Source organism: Bradyrhizobium diversitatis (assembly GCF_016031635.1).
Lineage (GTDB): Bacteria > Pseudomonadota > Alphaproteobacteria > Rhizobiales > Xanthobacteraceae > Bradyrhizobium > Bradyrhizobium diversitatis.
In genome coordinates, this window is the sequence record NZ_JACEGD010000008.1 from 242,245 (window position 1) to 260,337 (window position 18,093).

Consider the following 18,093-nt stretch of genomic DNA (forward strand, 5'->3'; position numbering starts at 1 on the left):
TCCATAGCATCTCAAGCTCCCATCCTCCTGATGGCGGCGAGCGTATGCACGTTCAGTCAAAGTGCCGCCATTGCGCGTCCAGATCGCCCGTGAGCCAGGTCGCACCGACGCCAGCGCTCTTCTGCAGGGCGAACACGGAGCCCTCCCGGCGGGGCACCAGCGTCGACCAGATGTAGTGCGCCCTGCGGCGGACCGCGCCGTATACCATCTCGCGCGGATCAACGAGCTCGACGAGCGTCGGTCGAGCGCCGCGGGCATAGAGCGGCACCGACAGTTTTGATCCGGGCGACCCGTTGAGAGGTGCGGCACGGGTCACCGCCGCATCTGCCCCGTCAAGTCGCAGAAGCGCGTAGGCGGAGGTGTTGGCAGGCAATTGGGGGCGCTCCGTCACGTCGAGCAGGGTAAGGAGGTGCAACCCCAGCACCTCGGCTGTAATGGCGATTTGATCGCGCTCCCTCAAGTCGTCTGCTACCTCGGCAAAATCCTGCGCGATGTTGAGAAATGGCAAGTCTCCGGCGTCGACCCGCGGCACGTAAGTCCGACCGAGCGTCACAGGTGTCTCGCCCGAACGCCGGCGCGCCGCCTCGATCGTAATCGGATGCGGCGTGCCGTCGATCACGAGGTGCGCGCCGTGCTGGTCGGAGAAGTGAACCGGGAGTGGGACCGGAGGCGCTTCTCCGTTTCGCCGCAGGGCCAGCCCGACCTCTACGAAGTCGTCAGGGCGCACCTCGCCCCGTTCCGCGACCAGGACGAGATCGTACCCCGTCGCCGGGATCGGTCGCCCGATTGGCTTGGGGCAGCCCGTGAGCTGATCATCGTAGGCCGGGTCGACGAACCGTATGAACATCGGCGTCTCGAGCAGCGCGCGGCGGCCCGCGGAGCGTAGATCAAACCGCAGCCTGCGGACTAGCCCTTCCCGCTTCACGAGCAGGCCCAGCGTTGCCGCGGTGCCGGCCGCGACCGCCGCTACGGCATCGGGCGCCCGCTCATTTGAACTGGATTGGAAGTCGGCGAGCACCGCTGGCGCGTCTGGACCGATCTCGGCCGAAAAGGTCTTCGGCCGATACACGGCCCTGCCGATCCACAGCGTCGCCTTCTCGATAGTCCACGCGGGTCTTTCAGGGGGGTTGAACGCGGCCACCACCGACAGAACGATGCGCCCATCCCAGTCCGCCCCTAGCAGACCTCGTTCGGGCCCGTCGACCTTAACGGTCATCGCGTCGGTCGAGCGCGGCGGACGGCCAGGTACACGGATGCTTGTTTCGAACGGCGCGAGTGCCCGCGCTGGCCCATGCAGGATAGCAACTGGATACGGCGTCAGGCTCATATGCGTGTCCGCTTCGTGCGAACTCGTACGAGTACGATCGTCGACGCCGAGCTCCACCGGGCGCGGCGTGCGAAGCCACAGCGGCGTCTCAAGCGCGCTGTGCGCCGTCGCAGCGCCGTCAGCATAGGCATCGATACCCAGCCGACGTGCCATCCAGACGCCGGCGCGCACGCCGACAGCCGAAAGGATGTGTGACGAGGGCAGATAGCCGCGCGGGGCGCCGGGCGGATCGGGGGGCGCCGCAAACCGGCCAGTGCGGCCGGGCAACAGCGCCGCGGGAAGGCGCGCCGTCGTCGCCTCCGGCAACGCAAACGTCACTTGGGCGGCTCCCGAAGCCGGCGCAGTGGTGAAGGGCCGGAATGGCATAACATCCCGGTCACTAAGCCAGAACCGCGAGTCCGGCGGCTCCAACAGGCGGCCGGCTGAGCCGGCGAGACCGAACCCCGTGACGGCGCTGCTCGCGGTTAAGGCCACAGTGGTTCCGCCATCGGCATCTACCGCGCCGGCGGCGTCCATAAGCACCTCGGCGCGTGTTAGAAGCGGGCAAAAGCCATCAAGCACGCCAGGCGGCGCTGACCCCCGCGCAGCCTGCGCCTGCCGCTGGCCCTGCGGCGCGCGCGCTTCGTCACGCACCGAGGCGACCTGCTGCGGACGATCGAAGCGGGGAGAAATTGAGGTGATGATGAAAGTTTCGCCGATCAGTGGCACACCTGACGCCAGCGAGCGTACCACCACGAGCCCGACCATGGCCGAAGGCGCGGCCCGCGCCAGTGTCGCTCGCGCCCAGCCGACGATGTGGTCGTGCGAGGGCGGCTCCTCGACTGTGACCGTCGCGGCAATCGCGAGCGATCGGCCCGAGGCCGCGGGCGCGATAAGAGTAATTGTCGAAGAGGGCGGGCTAACCTTCCCGCGCGCCTCTTCCGGGCCGGGGACAAAGGTCAGCGGATCGCCAAGCAATTTATCCGACCACACCGCCCGGTACGGTGCCGTCTTGTAGATCGGCACCCCGTTCCTGACGAGAGCCTCTGAAACCAGCTCCATGTCAGCCCAGCCGTTTGGTGCGAGGGTGAGGCCGGACGGGTCGACGATGCCGCCGGCGGCGAGGCGGGCGAACAGGAGCCCGAGCCGCATCGACTGATCCGCCCAGGGATGGACGGGGTCGAGCGTCGTGTTCTCCTTCCCCACCAGGGCGGTCTCGCCGGCGAACGTCGCCTCGTGCCTGAGCTTGGCGCCAGTCGTGACCAGCTCGCTGGCGATATCGGTGCCACGTTGCACAGCGGCTGCTGCGGCCGCCGCGCGGCGCGACTTCAGCCGCGCCTTGTGGTCCGGCCGCAACGTCGGAAACCCCGGCACGATCGCCGGGTCGAGCCTGCGTACCAGCCGCGCCCCCGGCGCCGCCACGGTGAACCAGTCCTCTGTCCCGAGCGCCGCGAGGGCCGGCAGTGGCACGTGCACCAGCCGCTCTCCGCCCGCGTCGGTGAGGAAAAGGAAATGATGCGCCGACGTATCGAGGACGATCGACCTGGCGGCCGTGTCAAGCGCCGCCTGCAGCGCCGCCTGTAGCGCCTTCGCGAGGTCGACCGACAGACCCGAGATCATCGCCGCGGCGACCCTCGCAATGTTTGCGTCCCCGGTCGAACGCGAGCCGCTAAGGACGACGATATCGCCCGACGTCTGAATCTTTTTCAGCCGAGCCATAGCCGCGGTTGGCGAGGAGAGACGTACGATTTGGTGTGCCGACCACTCGACTGTTCCTCCGCCAGGGTGGCTGACCTTGTGCTTCACGTTCGCCGCGAGATGCACATCCCCGGCGGCAAGTTGCGCGAGGTCGACGGGCGCAGAGGCGAAGGCGATCGTCATCTCGTGCCGAAAGCGCTCGCCACCTGCGCCAACGTCACCGAGAACAAGCGGAGGATCATCTGCCGACTGCTCGAGCGTCGGAGCAGGCCAGAGATAATCGTCCGCGACTGCGAGCGTGCCACTGATCCGGGTTGTTCCTTGATCGCCAGGGCGCGTCGCGTCGAACGAGATGTCGAGGAAACCCGGTTTGTCTGTCGGAACTTCGGCGCGCAAGCGGATTGTCGCGCGAGCGTCGAGAACAGCGAACGAGTCCGGCGCGAGAAGCGCGAGCGCCGATCCCCGCGCTCCTTGCTCGACGGCAAGCCCGCCCATCAGCGTTCCGCCGACGTCCGCTTGCCACTCGACCGCAACGATATGGCCGTCGAGACTGATTTTCGGCGTGACTGCGAGCGTCATTCCACCGAAGGTACATGTCGATGCCGAGATTATCGGCGGCTCGCCGGCCAGCTTGAAGCTGTCGCCGAGGCGGAGCTGCGCATGGCCGGGCCCGATAGCAAGAAACAGCCGCGCGCTCACCTCCGGCGCAGCTCCGTCGTCGAAGAGCCGTACAAGGGCGCCAGCGAAGCCCGTGTCGGTTTTATCCAGTTGGTCCTTGAATTCGATGCCGTCGCCCGTTCGCGTCGGGACGCGGAGTTCCCGCTCGATCGCGCGTCCGCCCGCTGTGAAACGGAGCGCCGCGGCTTTGACCGTGATCGTGTGCTCAGTGAGGGAGAGACCCGCGACCACGAGAAGCGGCGCGCCGGCGTCGGCGAGTTCGGGGTTGGCAAGCTCGGGGTCAGCGAGCGGGATCGCAAGGACGCCCGGATCCGATCTAGCAGGGCGGGCGGCGAGGCTCCAGGACAGCGCCGGTCCGGACCGCTCAAGCTTCAGGTCGACCGGGCCGCTCGCGGAGACAGGACGCCCGTCGAGCAGGAGCTTGATGCGTCCGCCGATCACAGCACTCGCAAGGCCATTGCGATCGCTCGTTAGTTTCACCTCGACAAGCGCAAGCGGCTCGAAAAGGAATGGACCGAACGCAAGGTGGCCGGGGGCTTGAGCAGGCTCTTCGCTGAGCGCCCAAGCAAAGCCGGCGAGATGGTTGCGGTCAACCTGCGTCGAATTGGCCGCCCCGTCGAGGCCGCGCTCGCTGGCAGCGTCGTCGTACCAGGCGCCGGCAAGGTCGGACTCCAGACTGGGGAGCGGCATCGGCACGTCGCGGAAATGAAAGAGTGCGGCTGGCGCGCCGCCGCTGCGGTCGACCGCTATCGCCTCGCTGAGAGTGACGAGCTCGTGCCTCGCATCAACGCGCCTGCGCACGAGGTCGCCGGCGTGCATCGGTGGCTCCGAGACGACTCCGCCCTGATCCAGGAACCTTCTGCGAGCATCGGCCTCGGCCGCAAGACTGCCAAGTAGAAGGCGCCCCGTGCCCGCCGGTCGGCGGAACGTGCCGTGCAGTCCCATCAGGTCGCCGGTTGCCGGCAAGCCAAGCAGCTCCTGGGTAGGACCGGCCCCTGTCGCCGGGACCAGCGTGAGTCGGCCAGCATGCGTCAGCCGCACCTTTGCCGCCGTCTCATCGAGATCGGCCTCCGGGTCCGCTTCCTCGATCACGATTGCGCCATCGAATTCGGCTCCGGAAAGAGCGATGCTCTGGCCGTGGAATACCGAGGCCAGCTCGTGGCCGCCGTCCTTGCGCGCAACAAGGCGGTTGTCCGCGGCGGTGGCGAGAGCGTGCGACCGGATACGGGCGGCCCACACGCTGCTCCACGCGCTACGCGTTTCCGTGTCAGGTGCATTAAATGGCAGCGGCGCGAATGTCGCATCCGGCTCCGGCGGAGCGTCGTCCTCGGCAGCGTCCTGGTCGCGGGGCGGGGGAGGCACGGTGGCGAAGGCAAAGCCCTCGTCGCACAGCGCGAGGTCGTGCCGCACCTCGGCCTCAACAGCCACCGCGAGCGGCGCGGCATTCCATGTGAGGTCGGCCAGCGCAAACGAACGTGGATTGGACTGCCCCGGGAACAGGGTCAGCGAGGGAAGCGTGGTGATGGCCATTCCGACATCGTCAATCGGACGCACGTCCGCTGACTCGCTGTCAGCGTCGATCCGGTCCCGCGCAGACGGCTTCACAATCGACCGGATGCGCGGCCGCTCGAACGTGCCGGTGTCCGGCGGATGTATCCCGATCGTGCTGCTCGTCATCTCGAACGGCACGGCGAATCCTATGACGAGGGGAGCATCCGCGGCGAGGCGGCGCAGCGGGGCGAGCTCGCGCACCCCCGACGGCTCGCGCGCCGCCGCTCCGGCCGCCGCGAGCGGCATGATCTGAACTGCCGGCAAAGACCCGTGTCGCAGCCACAGCCATGGCCGCATTTCGCCATGCTTCCGGGTATCTGTGCCACCGCCGGGGTGGGGAACGCCTGCGGCCGGCCACAACGTCTCAAGCCTCAGGCGCGCCGCCGCATCGAAGCGGACTGGCGCGCCGGACGCGTCGGGCGGCTGCAGCACGAGATTTGCGATCGTCGCCGTGACGCGCAGCGCCGAGTCGGAGGGCACGTTCCATGCCTGCCACTCTGTCCCGCGCAACAGGTCCGGCGTGACGGCGTCAAGGCCGGCGTGTCTCAGCGCACGCTCAGGGGCATCCGGCAACAGGCGATCGGTTGTCTGGACGAAGGGTGTAACCGGGAGGATCCCGTCGAACCGCATCGAAAGCCGGCGCGACACCACCTTTGCACGTGACAGCGCCCATGTACTTCCGTTGCGCTCGAATGTGGCCGCGACCTCCGCCTCCTCAGCGCCGGAGATCAGGATCGACCACGCCCGCTCGCCCGTGCCTGCGCCCAGCCGCCAGGAACCACTGCTGCCGCCAGGCCCGACGCTCGCGATCGGATCTTCCACCTCAGGCCTTCCGGCCACGACCGCCGCGAGTAGAGGCAGAGTCGCATTGGGGAATGGCCAGTGGAGCCAGCCGCCGTCGACCGCGGTGAACAGCCACAGCCAGTTAGCTTCTGTCGAACCCCAGTCCGGGTTGAACGCCGGGGGCGCGAACGCCATCTCGCGCCGCAGCCGTTCCGCATTGGACAGCATCGGTACCGAAAGGCGCAGCGGGTGGCCATCCTGGTCGAGCGTAAGCGTTTCGCGCGCCGCCCTGGCGGTGTCGAACACGTAGGTAGCATCCGCCTTGAGGTATGCGCCGGGCGACGGCGTTGCTGTAGTGGCGGCTGAGGTAATAACCAATCCCGTCGCGCCCTCGGCGGCGACGCGGAACTCCGCCGGCCGCAGCGTCAGAACACTCTCCGTACCATCCGGTGCGCTTCCCAGCGTGGTGACCAGGTTGTCGGAGCGGACGTGCACCACCTTCGCGGTCTCGTCGACCTGGCTGCGCCGGAGCAGGATCTGCGCTGTCGTCCCGAGCGGCCAGGAAAGCGCCTGGGGCGCAATGTTGTACCCCGCGCGCATCGCCAGCCAGCGAGGGCCATTGCTGCCTGCAGATGTGCCAAGGATCTCCTCGAGCTCGTCAAGAGCGCCCTGCCAGTCCGCTATCGGCGTGCGCCAAAGTTGCATTGCGGTGCGTTCGCGTCTCTCGTCGCCTCCGACCGAGATGCGAAACCAGGCCGACAACGTATCCGTTCGCCACGGAAGTGCGATGCTGCCCGCGATCGCCACACCGTCTGGCAGGAGGGCGATCTTGCTCGCAAGGTCGGCGGGGATGACGCGCTCGTCGGGCGGGCCGAGCCGCAGCGCCGCGCGCGCTTTACCAAGGTACCCGTTAACCGGCTGGAACCAGATCTCCCCGGCGAGCAGGCGGGTGGCGGGAAGGAAGATTGTGTCGACGTTGGTCGAGGCGAGAGACCTGTTGCGTGGGAAGCGGCCGATCGTGTCGAGCAAAAGCTCGCTCGTTCGCTCGCTGTCAAAGGCGTAGCCGTTGAGGCTCGTCGATCCCGGCAGCGGAAGGCTGGGGAATCCCCCGTTGTCGGTATCGATCGCGATCAGACTGAGGCGCGAGAGCGAGGCCGCGGCCTGCGCACCTCGCCAAAGGTCGGAGATCGTCGCGCGCAGCACGGTGGGCCGGCGCAGGCCGCTGATCGCGGAATCGGCCGGCACCTCACTTTCGGCGAGGGTGTCCAGCGCAAGCGCGCGACCGCCCCGCCGCCTGGCGAGAATGCAGGCAACCGACCAGTTAGGCCCGACGACGCGCAGTCGCCCGGTAGTTCGGCCGACTGCAAGCGTCGACCAGGCGCGGTCGGGCTCCTCCGTGGGCTCCCCCGGGCGTGGCTCGCGGCGCGAGTACAGCGACGGGAAAAGCGCGCGCAGTCGGGAAACGTCAAACGCCATACGAGTCTCCCCAGCGAGCGGGCGGCAGATTGCCGTGGTGAGCGACGACAGAAAGCACAACGCGTCGGAGCACGTGGAGTTCGGCAAGTGTGCGAGCGAGTGCGGCGAGGGCGGCCGCCTCTGCCGCGGTAGGTGGTGGGTCAGGGAGCGGCAGCTGCGCTGCCGCCGCAGCAGCATACACCGCCTCGTTGAGGTCACCGAGAATCAGGAAACGCTCGCCAGCGCCGATCTCTGGCGGGATCGTGTCGATCGGGCGCCAGGCCCTGCTGTCATGAAGCCACAGGGTGTGTTCGACCTGCGCCAGCGCTGCGTCGATCGGTCTGACGTCTAAAGCCTGTGGAAACGGCTCGCTGAGGATCACGTTCTGCTTCGTCTCAATCTCATGCAGCAGGTCGACATCATCGCCGGCGAGCTCCGCGGCCGCCAGGCGTGTGTGATCGAGCACAAGGCGCAGGCCAATCTCGCGGTCTGCCTGCGTGGCGCTGATCTCTCCGGCCGCATCGAGTGAGGGCCTGTAGAGCCAGCGCGGCCCATCGAGAGGAGCAATTTCAGTCACCTTCCATGTGTCGGCAGCGCCTTCTACTCGCAGGCGAACCGAGAGCGCGGCGAGCCGGGCGACCCGATCCGTTGCGAACTGCTTGCGATCGGCCGCCTCCCGGACCGCGACCGCAATCTCGTCAGCGAGCGGCAGCGGCCACGCCTTGAAAACGTCGACGGAAAACGGGAGACCCTCGTGCCAGCTCGCCGAAGGCGCAGGGTAGTCGATGGGAGCGGCCGTGAGCTCGTTCGACACGTTTCGATGGACAAATAGTGTCGGTGTCGCTGTGACGCCTGAGATCTGCGGGGAGGTTTCCAACTCTGTGTTGACGCTGGCCAACACGAAGGTGTTGGCCTCTGCGTTCACATTCGAGATTGTCTGCACGCCATTGGCGGCCGTCATGCTGGTCCCGATGGCGCCGGCGATCCTGACTCTCATGCCGTCGGAAAATTTGGAGATGTCCGAGGCATCGACTGTGCAGACGGCAGGATTGCTGTTCGACAGCTCGTTTACGATGACTGTGCCGATGAGTGATGCGTCCTTGCGGGGCTCGACCACGGCTATGGTAGCGCGGGCGCCACTTGTCTCTGCGACTATCTCGATCCGGCCGAGCGGATCGGGCAGGCAGCCGAATGTGCGGGGGAGGCGTTCACCCGCAAGATGTCCGGCGAGCGCTGCCGGTGCGATGTGCTCGAACAGGCGTGGGAAGCGCGTCGTGATGCGAGCACCAGTCCGCGGCAGGAGGTATGGCACCACAGCGTGGCCGCGGAGAACATTCGCAAGCTTGGCGTGGCGCGCAGAAAGGTCCTCGAAGGCCGACCAGTCCGGCGTCGGCGCAAAAATCGTAGGACTAGCGTCGGCTGGAAGCGGCGGAATCGCATTGGGGGCGGGCAACGCTATCTCAAGCGGCGGCGACTGCACCGACACTGCGCGTGCGACAACGGTGACGGTCTGTTTGTAGTAGAACGCCTCGGCCGGCGTGACGATGCGCAACCCGCCGAAGCGAGCAAGCGGGGCCGTGGCGAGGAACGTATCCGCACCGAGTCCGTCCGGCGGCGCTTCCGCGCGACCAGGTGCGAGGTCCGGCGGCCACGAGACGTCAGCGACGAGGCCTTCCGCCTCGAGATCATCGACCCACTGGTCGAATGCGAATGCCATGGTGTAGCGTCGCCGCAAATCCTGGAATTCGAGTTTTCGGGCGACAAGGAGATTGGCGCGCGAGAGCGCCTGCTCGACATGCTCGGAAAGAGCCAGCTCGTGGTACTCCACCGCGTCAGGCGTGGTGAGCAGGCGCAGCCCGACTGCTTTGGGCGCGACGAGCTTGCGCCTGCGCGGGATGTCGACGTCAACGCAGCTTTCCGGGGCGAACCCGTCCGGCTCGGGCGGTTCGGCGCCGGTCTGCAGCATATGATAACGGTCGACGACGCGCACCGCATAGGAGCGCAGACTCGCAAGGTCCTCGCGGATCGGGTGCGTGTAGGCAAGCGTGCCGCGGCCGTCGGGCGCCATGCGCGAGGGCATTGCACCTTTCGGTGCGACGAGCGTCGCGATGCGGTTGTCCACCGATGCCGACCGGAAATAGCGCGCCGACCAGCGGATGTACGCCTGGGGTAGCAACGCATCCTGCTTCAGTTCGTCCGCCGTCGCGCCCGGAAACGCCTGCACCAGATGGTCGAGGAAGCCCTGGTAGTATGGAGCGGCCGTCAATTGCGGAGGCTGATCCGGAAGCACATCGGTGCGCATGAGTGCGCTGGCCACCACATCTTCCTGCAGCGGGAAGAGGCCGAACGGGGTGAGCGCGGGATCTTCAGCGGCAGCGACGAGAGGCACTGGTCGCTCAGCCAGCTGCTCGCTCCAGAAGTGGTCGCCGATCCGGAATGCTGTACTCGGGGGGGCGCTCGACCGCCAGCTCAAGACGGCCCGCCGGCAAGTGCCCGGCAGGATCGTTCGGAACGGAATTTCGGTGTCGGCGGCCGGGAACATGGCTGTACGGACCGGGTCGTCGAGGTAGATGACCGAAAGGTCCGCGCGGAGGCGGACCGGGTGCCCTTCGCCCGACAGCAGGCCGTCAGGGTCGTGGAATACCGAATAGGACACCCCGCGGTGCGCCGTCCAGTCGTCTCCACGGCGCAGCCAGACGGGTCTCGGACGCAACGTGAGTTGCACCATCGAGAGAGCGATCGGATCGGACTCGGCGAGCAGGGTGCGCCGTATCTCAGTCGTCACCGCTCGCTCGTGCTGCAAGGGCAGGTCCATCGCAAGGTAGCTTTCGCTTTCCGCGAGATCAGCGAAGGAAGCGACACGTTGCCGGACAGCTTCTCGTGCGACCTGGATCTCGCGACGCACCTGGGATTGGGTCAGGTAGACGCCCGATACGGGGTCGCGCAACGCAACGCTGACAGCGAGGCCGAAGTGGTGGAGCCCGCCCCAGCCGAGCGGGTCGGCGTTCTCGACATCCTGCTGCATCCAGGTGATTGGGTCAGGCAATCGGCCAGCACTACCTTCGCCAGCGTCAAGCTTCACGGCTTTGCCGGCACTGACTTCTACCGTGAAAGTCGTGCCAGGCGCCCCGCCGATCGCCGTTGCTCCTTGCGCTGAAAGGTGGGCGACGAGGATTGCGAGATATGGATGCAGGGACCGCTTGGCGACGAAGTCGCCGGCCGCACGCATCTCGGCCAGCGTGGCATCGACGCTTGGCACGAACGGAGGCCATTTGAGCTCGCTCTCGTTCCAGGAGAACCAGCCAGGCCACTTCGCGGTCATCTCTTCGCTGGGCACCTCGATGCGATGAAGGAAGGATAGCGTCGCGGCAAACGAGGGAGAGCTCGCCTCCCAGATCTCGGGCTGGACAAAGGAGGTAACAGCGCGCCCGGCGAAGGGGACGTCGATCGGCTTCACCTCGTGAATTTTCTGCCATTCGGTGCCGAATCCCGCGGCCTCTACGCGGTCGAGATTAACGAGCGCGTCCATCCGCGCCTCGTAGAGCTGGTAGGCGGCCACTTTCTCAATTGGCCTGTCGGCAGCGGGCTGCGCACTCCATCGAAGCGTGACGCCACGCTCACGGCCCGGCCGTGGCAGGTATTCGATGGTGTCCGCATCAACGAGGTTCGCGGTGTGGATAAGGCCAACGGTGGCGGCGACCTCGGTCAGCTGATGCGTACCGGCATCGGTGCGCGGCGGCAGCCACTCCAGATGATCGAGCACGCGCATCTTCGGCGTGCCCTCGGGATCTACCTGGTCAAGGAGGATGCGAGCGCGGATCGGCGCAGCGTAGCCGACTGCGGGAAGGTCCTTTACGGGTTCGAGATCGTTCGCGGCGGTGCGGACGAAGACGTTCCACCCCGACCCCGCCGCCGCGGTAGCAGGACGGCGCCGTAGAAAACCAAATGCAAGCAAAGCCTGCTGCGAGGTGGATTCGAGTCGGCGGCCAAGGTGGTCGAAGACACCCGCGACGAGACTCGCGAGGTCGTCGTCGAAGTTGATGGCGAAGCCCTGCTGTGCGGGTGCGGGAGCGGTCTCGTTCTCGGGTAGCACGCGGGGAAGGGAGGTCGGTGGAACGCTCCGAAGCTTGTCCGAGAGGGCGATCACGATGTCCCCGTCGCGCAGGCCGCTGCCGAGCGCGCTGGCGAGGCCGCTGTCGTCCGCGTCCGCCGCCTCTTCGGGGAACGCACCGAGCGGAAGGCGCCGCAGCGGGCGCAGTACGAGCTCACGTCTGCGGACGGCCAGGACGCCTGGATCGTTAGGCGGAACGAGCTCGCGCCAGGTGAGGCTACCGGTAAGCGTCCGGTCCGGCTTGAAGCGAACGATAAAGGTGACGTCATCTGCGGCAAGCGGGGTCGCGCGTGGCCGGTAGACGGCAGTCATCGACAGCGGCCCACCGACACTTCGGTCCTGCGCAATCGGACGGATGGTAGCCGTCACTCGCGTTTCCAGCGAGAGCGAGTCGCCTGGGTCGAGTCCAAGAGCGGCAACGGAGCGGGAGTACTGGTAGCGAGGGGGAAGTCGCAAGGTTGGGTCCACGAGAATGTCAACGGGCAGAACGCGGGCGCGGTCGACCGGCTGCTCCTCGCCTTCCACGGTAATGACGACCTCGCAGGCAGCGAGGAATTGCGTGATGTCGGGTCTGCGCCCGAGCACGCTGTCGGGGTCTCCTCGCGGCCCCCAGTCGAGATCCCAGGCGAAGTTGAGCGTCTCCTCGTCGAAATACGAAGCTCGCTCCCTGATGTCAGGCGGATTTGTTTCGAAGTCGGCCGTATTGAAGTCGAGGACCGGGCCGATCTTGCCGGCGAAGTGGACGGTGTCCGGTCCGTGGTGTTCCATCAGGAAATCGATGTGCGCCTGTTCGTGGCCCCCCGAGAACGCGCCGAGCCAGGGCGGACACTCCGCTGCGACGACGCAGACCAGGAGCCCGAGATGGCCAATCGATGGCCGGCCCCCGGGAAGGGGGGTCGCTGTCGGCGCGCCTGCATCGAAGCGCGTGCGCGAGGCGATAGCGTCGAGATCCTCGGTGAAGGTGCGCAGGAGCCATGCCTGCGCCCCGTGCGCCTGCTCCAGATTTCCTGCGGCGTCGTCGCTCCCCGCCGTGGCGTCGAAGTGCGCGGTCACGCTCTGCATCAACTTCTTGTCGTAGGGGTTGTTCGGGTCGAGATTGCGCCGGGTCGCGCGGGCGGGATCGTTCGGGTCGAGGATTCGCTCGTCAGCATCGGCCTTGCGAGTGAAGAGATGCGCCGCGCGGCCGACGCTCATCAGGTCGTCATCATCGCCCCACCGGGACGGAAAATAACCGGGTTCGGTCGCGGACGCCGGCGGCTCGTGGCAGCCGGCGAGAAGCTTGATCAGCGTCAACTCTTCGGCCGCGCCGCCGTCCACCGGGGCGAGCGCAACCTTGGCATCGGCATGCATGCTCAGGTCAATGGCTGCGCCCGCCGGAATCCACGTGAGCTGATCGCCCGCAATCTGCGGCGCGAACACTTGCACGCCTGCATCCGGGGGAATGGAGAGGCGCGCGTATGCGACCTCCGCGGCAGGCACCGGGGAGACGGGGTAAAAGAATTCCGACTTCGGGCTCGGGATGACCCAGCCGAACCAGAGCCGGCGACCGTCGGTGGTCTTCTGGCCTCGCATCCGGGCAAAAACGAAGCGGTCGCCGAGTGGCTCGCCGACAGCTGCAGCATCGCCCGTCGATGGTGCGAATGCGGGAAACACGGGAGCCCGCATCCCGCGAACATCGAACAAGGCGCCGCCGCCAAGGCCCGGAATTGGTGGGACCGCACCTGGTTCAAGGAACGAGCCCATATACGGCGCGAGGACAGCGCGCGCGTCATCGACGTTGTCCGCCAGGATCGAGGCGCGCGCAGTGATCTTGAGCTGGCGGCCAAACGCGCCGATCACCAGCGTCGCGCGGGCGCGGCAACCGAGATCCGCTGCCCCGGCCCAGCCTATTTCGAGCACCACGACGAGCTGCAGCTCAATACTGAAGCCGATATCGATTTTGATCTTGCAGAAGCGCAGGTTGAGCCGGAACCAGGCATGTATCGAGAAACGCACGGCAACGTCGAGGCCAGTGACTGCATAGATAGCTGAGCGCGTCGGATCTGTAAGGCGGAGACCGATCATCAGCCGCATCGCTGCGGCGACGGTGATCTCGGCGCGCACCTCGGCGCCAACGATGCCCGCCGACACCCCACCGCCGACCGTCAGATTGCCACGCCCGGAGAAGAAGACGCCGTGGACGAGCATCTCGCGGTCGAGTCGATAGAGAATGCCGCCGCGGCACTCGAGCGTCAGCGGGCCGATGCGAAAGTTGAAGAACAGGCGATCCGGCCAGCCGAGCTCGGCATGCAGCACGCCAGGTTCGCTAAGGAAAGTTGCCTCGAAATGCGAGTCGTCGAGGATCTTGATGACCTGGTCCGGCACAGGCCTGTCGTCGGCGCGCCCGAAGTAGGGGTTCTTACCCTTGGCCGCGTGGGCAAGCAGGCGGCTCTTCGATGGTTGATAGGAGACAAAGCCCAGCGCGAGAGGACGGCTACGCATCGCCTCGGCGTCCTCGAAGAAGTCGTCGGTACTGACCGGGAACCAGAGTTTTGCCGCGGCAAGGAAAGTGAAGTCGGAGCGCAGAAAGACGAGGAGCTGCAGGATCAGTGTCTTCAGCTTGCGCTCTCCCGCGGGGTCGTACTTGGTTGGCGCCGAGTTAGCCGAGGTCATCGACAACACCGCCTCGAAGCCGATCGACCAGCGCGGCGACCCGCCGTCGTCGCGCTCCGGATCGGGTGCCCAGCTCGACAGCCGCGCAAGGGTCTGGTGCTGCGCGAGTTCGGCGAGCATCAGCTTGATGAGCGCTCCGAGCTCCGGCTCATCCTCCAAGCGCTTGATCATCACCGAAGTGTAGCGGTACCCGAAGCCGAGTCCGATCTGACGCAGGTAGAGCGGCAGCGAGCCGATCTGATAGCTGATTCGCGACACCTCGATCGCGATGAACCAGCCACGCTTCCATCCGTCGGTCGCGACCGCACGCAGCTTGGCAAAGGCGAATGCGGCGGAGAGCTCGGGCAGGCCGGGGATGAGGACGGTTCCCTCGCCGCCGAACCCGTCGATCAGTTCGTCCTTCATGTATTCCACGCGGCCGGCTATCTTGAACCCGCTCGAGGAGATTGCGATGCGCAGGCCCTTCGCCTCAACTGGCGGAAGGCGGTCCGTAGCATTGGGCAACCCGAGGTAGAGGCGGTGGAAATCGACATCGACCGAGAGCACGTCACCAATATCGGCAAACGCGATCTGCCCGGCGATGATAATCGCGGGCCGGTCGAACGAGGGGTAGCGCGGGTGAAAACCGATCCCGCGAACCTCCATGTCGAACAACTTCAGGACTTTGAATCGGCGCGGCCGGGTCAAGGTCGCGACGAGCTCGATGTGCTCAAAAAACTCGTCGCCGAGCGGTGCGTTGGCGAACTCGCACCGTATGCTGTCAAAGTCCTCAAGCAGGTTGCCGGCGAATTCGGCGCCCTCAGGGTGGAATTGCAGCGAGCCGCTGATGCGGAAAAACCAGGCCGCTTCCCTGGTGCCACCGGCGTCGTCCATGTCGATGGTGAGCTTCGTCAGCTCGAAGCGGCATCGCACGCCGCGAGTGAAAATCGGAGCGTCGCCATCGCCGAGGCTGCAGTCGAACTCCTTCAGCACGATATTGCCGCCTGGGTTCTGCGCCATGCGAACCGAGATCTCGACCGGAGCGGCGTTAAGCAGATCGGGCAAGTTGCCAGAGCCCGAAATCATCAAGTCCTGCATGCGCCCGCCGACGATCGACAAGCGTGCCGCATTTAGCGCGAACGGCTTGCTAAGGCCGGGCAGCTTCAGCGCGACGGGGATCAGCGTGGCGTCGAGGTCCAGTCCGCCCGTGCCAAGCGCGAAGCGGTCGATGCGGAAGACGAGGCCAGTGCCGCCGAAACCCTGGTGGCGCAGGAGGAGATCGACGTCTTTTGTCCCTTTCGAGCCGTCGGGCACGCCGAGGACAAAGCGTCCATCGTCGAAGGTGAGGGCGAGCATGCCAATCGGGGTATTTTCCGTACCCGTGCGCAATGCGCGGAGCTCGAAGCCCAGAAATTCGAGGGGCTTGGATATCCGACTCCCTTTTGTCGCGATGGGGTCGAGCACGTCGCTTGTCCAGGCGGGGAAGTCGTCCACTGGCAGGTCGACCGTAAGGCGTGCCGGACCCTCGACTGACAATGCGAGGTCGTCGAGACCGAAGCGGAAGCGGACGGTGCCCTCAACCGTAGTCTCGGCCGTCAACGCGACCGTTAGTTCTGTCGCAAGGAGGACGGCGGTCGCGTGGGCGTCGACACAGACCTCGGTGATCTTGACGTTCACACTCCGCCCCTCGCCGAACAGCTTCAGCGCGGACTCGAGCAGGCGTGTCTGCAGTGCGAGTTGCCAGAGACCCGCCTCGCGCAGCCTGAACCCGATGAAAGCCGAGGATGGGAGCGGAAGCGCGGCGCGATCGACCGGCGGAGCGCCGGGGCACTCATCCTCACCGAGGTTGTTCGCAGCCGGCGCGGGGATGAGCGAGGTGAAGGGGCGGTCGCTCGCATAGACCTGCAGGAAGCGCGGGCGCTCGCCCTCGCGCCATCCTGCAATAGCGACGGACGTGGCGCCGCTTCCTGTTCCGCCGAGCAAGGCCCGCAAGAACGGCTCCCTGCTGCCGGCCGCGCTGGAAGGCTGCACCTGTCGCGCGCCGCCGGCGGTATCGGCAAGGGAAAAGTCGATGACCGCCTCGGCGAGTGCCCGGCCGGCTGCGAAGGAGGGCGCTGGGTCATAGTTGGCCAGCCACGCCAGGCTGTCGACCCCGTCCGCTTCGGCGCGGTAGACAATGCTCTGGCTCGACGGCCGCGCAAGGCGCAGGGTGAGGCCGAGCAGCGATAGTGCTATTGCGTCGGCGCCGGCCGTGATCGCGGCCATATCGGGTAGCGGTGTGGCCGGGACGGGGAGCACGATCCCGCTGCGAAGATCATCTGCGTCGAAGCACAGATGATCCTCCTCGTCGCGCCCGGCGGGCGGCGGCACTGCCGGCAAGGCCGGCAGGACGGCCGTGACGGCCGCGGTGGACTCGCGCCAATCGAAGCGCAGCTGTAAATCACGGCCGCCAGCAGAGCTCGCGAACGAGGCGATCTCAATCCCGGCGACGAGAGTGTTGGCATCGCCGGGGATCGATCCCGCTGGAACGGTGCCGAAGAGGTCTGAGGACAAGGCCTTGAGGAACTGGTTGCCGTTTTGCCGCCAGGCGAGGAAGAGGCGGCTGTCCGTATCAACGGCGCCGTCGAGGAACTCGATGCCGTAGTCGTTCGGCGTGCCGGCGCCGGCGGGAGACTCCGCAAAGGTGAGGCGCGGGATGGGGATCTTATAGGAGTCGTACTCTGCACCCTCGCCCTCGAACAGCGTGCGGGTGGTGGTGGGAGGCGCGGTGAGGACGCGCAAGTCTCGAAGGTGTATCCTGAGATTGGCCTCGTACAGCTTGCGGCCTTCGCCGTACTCAAGCTTCAGGCCGCCGACCTCGAGTACGGTATCGAAGCAGGCCCTATCGTCGTGCGCGAAGAAACCGAGCCGGAGTCGCCACGCTGCCGCCGAGGCGCGCAAGAGGCGAAACGGCAGCTTTAAGAACTCGCCGTCGCCGCCGGGCGCCCTCTTCCATTCGGCGAGCACCACCCGCAGGGTATAGGAGGCGCCGTTCCACACGAGGTCAAGGCGGAAGTCATCGTGGGGCAGATCGATGCTGCCGATGCGCAGGACGAGGCCTTTCGCTTCGAGGTGAACACGCGGCCTTCCGTCTGCCGGCGCAATGCGGAACGCGCTTTCCTTCAACCTGAGGCCGAGCGGTAACGTGATCGACAGCGGAAGGTCGACGTCCCACGTGATGGCCGGGAGGTCAGGGATCGTCACGCCAACGATCTTCGCGAACCAGTCGAGGAGACCGGGCATCTCGAACGCCGACCAGGTGGCGACGTCGAGAAGGGCCAGCGGGATCCAGTTTGAGGTGATGCCGAAGCCGACGACGTCAAGCCGCACTGCGAAGTTTGCGACGCCAAGCTCGGATGTTTGCGCCATCGCGGCGAAGCCGACGCGAACGTCGACCGCAACGCTGGCGCCGACCTCCAGTGCCGAAACGCTGGCGCCCGAGGCCGGGTCGACCGCGTCGCCCACCGTCGCCTCGAGCGTCCAGGTGATGAACAGGGCAAGGAAGGGACCGCCGGAATCGCCGTCGGCCACGGCGCGCGGGCGGATTTCGAGCCGCACCTCTTTGGGCGTTGCGGTGGTCGACGCGCCTAGCTTCATTCCGAGTATGTCGGGAATGTTGCCTGGGGCCGCCAGAGTCAGGGCGATAAGCTCGGCTTTCTCCGGCTCGTTCGGCCACGTCCCGGCGAGGTCCAGCATGCGCTCGTTCGCGTCGACAATGACCGACAACCGCGGTGCGGGACCCGTTGGTTCGACGGAGAGCGCAATGCGATGCGACGCGTCCTGCGATCCGTCGGGGGTGTACAGTTCGATCCGTGTGTCGATAAGTGAGAAGGGCATCGGC

The 18,093-nt window shown here is 66.6% G+C and carries 2 protein-coding genes; both read right to left on the reverse strand.

Annotated features, from left to right (window positions below; genetic code table 11):
• Nucleotides 1-52: 52 nt before the first annotated feature.
• Nucleotides 53-7,492, reverse strand: coding sequence for a hypothetical protein (locus H1B27_RS10240; protein ID WP_197965959.1), 7,440 nt, complete (start codon nt 7,490-7,492; stop codon nt 53-55).
• Nucleotides 7,482-18,089 carry a hypothetical protein gene (locus H1B27_RS10245; RefSeq protein WP_197965960.1) on the reverse strand — a complete coding sequence of 3,536 codons (10,608 nt, stop codon included), beginning with the start codon at nt 18,087-18,089 and terminating at the stop codon, nt 7,482-7,484. The genes H1B27_RS10240 and H1B27_RS10245 overlap by 11 nt, the downstream gene beginning before the upstream one ends.
• Between the last annotated feature and the right edge of the window lie 4 nt (nt 18,090-18,093).